The following is a 3,631-nucleotide window of genomic DNA, read 5'->3' on the forward strand; positions in this document are numbered from 1 at the left end:
ATTGAGAATGAAATTAGTGGCAGGATTTATAAATTGGCAAGTTAATCGCTAAATTTACATTTTCGAAAGAGGTCTATAGTATCGAAAAAATAATTTTTCGCGTAATAGAATAATAGGTGCTTGAAAAGCACCTTTTTTGACAAATCATCATTGTAACAGCTAAGATTAAGTCATCTTTTACACCAACAATCATTAGCATGATCATTGACCATCCCTACCGCTTGCATAAAGGCATAGCATGTGGTCGCCCCCATAAATTTAAAACCATGCTTTTTTAAAGCTTTTGCCATGGCTTGGCTTTGTTCGGTTTGTGTTGGCACATCCGCCATACTTTTGACATCACGATTGATGATTTTCCCATCAACAAACTGCCACAACCACGCCACCATATCCACGCCACTCGCACGCATCGCCTGCCACGCTATGGCATTATCCCGAATGGCTTTGAGTTTGGCAAAATGACGAATTAGCCCTGCATCGCTCATTTTGGCTTGCAAATCATCATCTGTCATTTGAGCAATTTCAGCGATAGCATACTGAAAAAAATGTTGGCGATAGCATTCTCGCTTTTTCAACACCGTAATCCATGACAAACCAGCTTGTTGCCCTTCCAAACACAACATTTCAAACAATTGCTGTCCATCATGCACAGGCTTGCCCCACTCATGATCATGATAGGCTTGGTACAATTCATCATCGCTTACCCATGCACAGCGGACGATGTTGGTTTGTTGATTCATAAGATTAGGCGTAATTTTAAAAATAAGTAAAATATTATCAATGTTTTTTTATTGCTTTGGCAAAATTTACTTGACATTTATCACAAAAAATCTAAAATAGCCCACACGCCGACATAGCTCAGTTGGTAGAGCAACTGACTTGTAATCAGTAGGTCATCAGTTCGAATCCGATTGTCGGCACCATATTTAAAAAAGCCAATAGATTTTTCTATTGGCTTTTTTTTATTTTTGGTTTGAAAAATATTTTTAATATACATTGTCTATTTTTTATCAACCAATCAATAAGCGATTGTCATTTTTCTGCGATGTCCAAATCTAGTCAGTATGTCAAGCTGTCATGGATATTTCATTAAAGATACACCAATATTGTGCTATTTTTATACGAAAAACGCTTTTTTTCTGTAAATTGTATTATTTTTATACATACAATAAAATTATTTGCATAAAGTACTTGACCGAAAGTCAAAAAAGCTGTTTAATGTGCCCACATTGGCGCGATAGCTCAGTAGGTAGAGCAACGGATTGAAAATCCGTGTGTCGGCAGTTCGATCCTGCCTCACGCCACCATATTCAATAATTATTAGTCACTGATTTATAAGCCCTGATCCAATCAGGGCTTTTTTTTATCTTGATTTTTTAGCCAATCTGCTGATTTTATGCCTTATAAATTTTGATACGCTTTTTTGTACAAAGTACTCTTTTTTTTTCATTGATTTAGCGTATATTTAAATCTTGTTTTTATTAAATATTTAAAGTGAATTTGATTTATGTTTAAGCCACATTTTTTGAGCATGACGCTCACTGCTATTTTTTTAACTGCTTGTCAAAGTCCGTCTATTTCTAATAACAATACACTATCAAATACTCAGCCTTCAATTTTGATGCCAACATCCACATCAACAGATAGTGCGTCTGTCACTGAAGTTGTCACGCCCGCAAGTGTTGCATCGCCAGCTCAACCAGAAGCTGCAAACAGCACAGCAATACCTACAACTGAAGCAGCACTGAACGTTCCATCCATACAATGGCAAAGCTGTCGCAATAAAGCGTATAAAGACTGGTTTGATGAAGTACCAAAAGGATTACAATGTGCCATTGCTCAAGTGCCATTAGACATCAATCAGCCCAAAGGTAAACATATTCGTTTGGCATTAAGCAAAATGCCTGCAACGAGTAAAAATCCTATCGGCTCATTATTGATTATCGGCGGTGGGCCTGGCGAACAGACCTTAGATTTTGTAGACACATCGTATTATAGTACCAAGATTACCAAATCAATCCGCCAACGTTTTGATCTTATTGGCTATGCACCACGTGGTATTTTTCCAAGTACACCGACCATAGACTGTGGCAAAATTGATCCTGAGAGCAATGATACACAAGCTTTTGTAGAGCAATGTATAACAAATACTGACAAAGATGTACTAAATAACATCAGCACCACAGAAGCATTTAAAGACATTGAGCAAATTCGCCGTGCCTTGGGGCAAGACCAAATCTCGTTACTCGGCTATTCTTATGGCACTAAAGTATTGTCAGATTTTGTGCAACACTATCCGAGTTCTGTACGTGCTGCGGTATTGGATGGTGTAGTCGATGTAACCGAAAATTATTTTGATAGTTTGGCAGGGCAAGAAAAAGGTTTTCAAAACTCTTTTGAACGTTTTGCCAAATACTGTTTAACACATGATGCTTGTGCTTTACGCAAAGGCAAAGACGTCAATGCAGAGTTTCATCGTTTCGTACGTGATGTGGAGCGTAAAAAACTCAAAGATGCCTCAGGTGCATATATCACTGCTGACGACATATTGTATCGCGTACAAAATAATTTATATTGGTCAAGCAGTTGGGAAAAGATCTTGGATTTGATGTTTGATTTTAAGCGTAACAATACCTATGCTTATAACGAACAGAGTTATGGCGCTTATTCTGATATCAATCCTGATACTCAAGATAACAGCCGTGATGAGGTCAGTCTGATTGCGATCAGTTGTGCTGATGGTGCACCCAAAAATATCAGCCGTGAAGAATATATTGCCAAGTCAAAATGGGTCGATGGTCTATCACCGTATGATAACTACAAAGCCAAAAAAGACGAAGAATATTTAGATGCGTGTTTCTATTGGCCTAATCAGGGTAAAGACACCTATGCCATCCCTAAAGCACCTGAAAATTTACCGCAAATCATATTTGTTGCACAAAAATATGACCCGACTACACCTTGGGTTAATGCACAGAATATGGCGAAATGGTTTAATGCACCTCTGATCACACGCAATGGCGATGGGCATACACTAGTATTGACTGGCGAAAGTGATTGCATCGATAAAGCTGTGGTGGATTATCTGCTTGACCCAAACAAAAAAGTAAATAGCCGTGAGTGTAAATGATTTTTTAATGTTTTAAATGTCTTACTATTCAATGATATTTGAATTTAAAGACGCAAATAATGCCGTCACCAAATTTGGACGCAAGTCGCTCACGTTGGCAAGTACCCATCGCACATAAGACTTGGGCAAGCTATCAATGGCTTGTCCACGATGCTTACCAAAAGGCATGATGCTGATCGGGGCGTTGTGGTATTGTTCGCTAATCGCTTTACGATTTTTGCGACGTTTGGCTTTGCTTTCCTCACTCAAGGCATACACTGCCGCAAAGTCGTTATGTTGAACGTTTAATCGCTCACAACACGCCAAATAAATCTCTTTACACATCCGCACATCACCCAAGGCATTGTGGGCGTGTAGGGTCATATCAAAAGCCTTATCCGCACGACCCTGCTCTGCAAAGAGCTGTTCAATGCAATGTGATTGCTTATATAGCAAAAGAAATTAATAAATGGCACAAATCCACATAAAATAGAAGAACAGGGTATCAATACAATCTAAACG

At 38.5% G+C, this 3,631-nt stretch carries 3 protein-coding genes and 2 tRNA genes; 3 read left to right on the forward strand and 2 right to left on the reverse strand.

The genetic code is table 11. The features are described from left to right. Positions 1-170: 170 nt before the first annotated feature. The gene (locus tag ACEYX7_RS10730; RefSeq protein WP_374900561.1) at positions 171-740 is read right to left on the reverse strand and encodes a DNA-3-methyladenine glycosylase I; all 570 of its coding nucleotides are present in this window, start codon (positions 738-740) and stop codon (positions 171-173) included. A 107-nt stretch (positions 741-847) separates the two neighbouring features. On the opposite strand from ACEYX7_RS10730, the gene ACEYX7_RS10735 reads away from it, so the two are divergent. From ACEYX7_RS10735 to ACEYX7_RS10745, 3 genes are all read left to right on the forward strand, one after another. Next, positions 848-923: transfer RNA gene (locus ACEYX7_RS10735), tRNA-Thr, on the forward strand. 308 nt (positions 924-1,231) lie between these two features. After that, positions 1,232-1,307 (forward strand) — tRNA-Phe (locus tag ACEYX7_RS10740). 200 nt (positions 1,308-1,507) lie between these two features. Next, a complete protein-coding gene (locus ACEYX7_RS10745; RefSeq protein ID WP_374900563.1) occupies positions 1,508-3,130 on the forward strand; it encodes an alpha/beta hydrolase in 1,623 nt (540 codons plus the stop codon). A 24-nt stretch (positions 3,131-3,154) separates the two neighbouring features. Here ACEYX7_RS10745 and ACEYX7_RS10750 read toward each other — a convergent pair whose 3' ends face one another. Beyond that, positions 3,155-3,565 (reverse strand): putative quorum-sensing-regulated virulence factor, encoded by a 411-nt coding sequence (locus tag ACEYX7_RS10750; protein ID WP_374900564.1) that lies wholly within the window; start codon positions 3,563-3,565, stop codon positions 3,155-3,157. Between the last annotated feature and the right edge of the window lie 66 nt (positions 3,566-3,631).

It is taken from the genome of Hubeiibacter jixunmingi (assembly GCF_041928215.1).
GTDB lineage: Bacteria > Pseudomonadota > Gammaproteobacteria > Pseudomonadales > Moraxellaceae > Acinetobacter.

Bases quoted from the DNA above. Each gene is read 5' to 3' on its own strand.
- ACEYX7_RS10730 (WP_374900561.1), bottom strand. From the start codon at position 740: ATGAATCAACAAACCAACATCGTCCGCTGTGCATGGGTAAGCGATGAT.
- ACEYX7_RS10745 (WP_374900563.1), top strand. From the start codon at position 1,508: ATGTTTAAGCCACATTTTTTGAGCATGACGCTCACTGCTATTTTTTTA.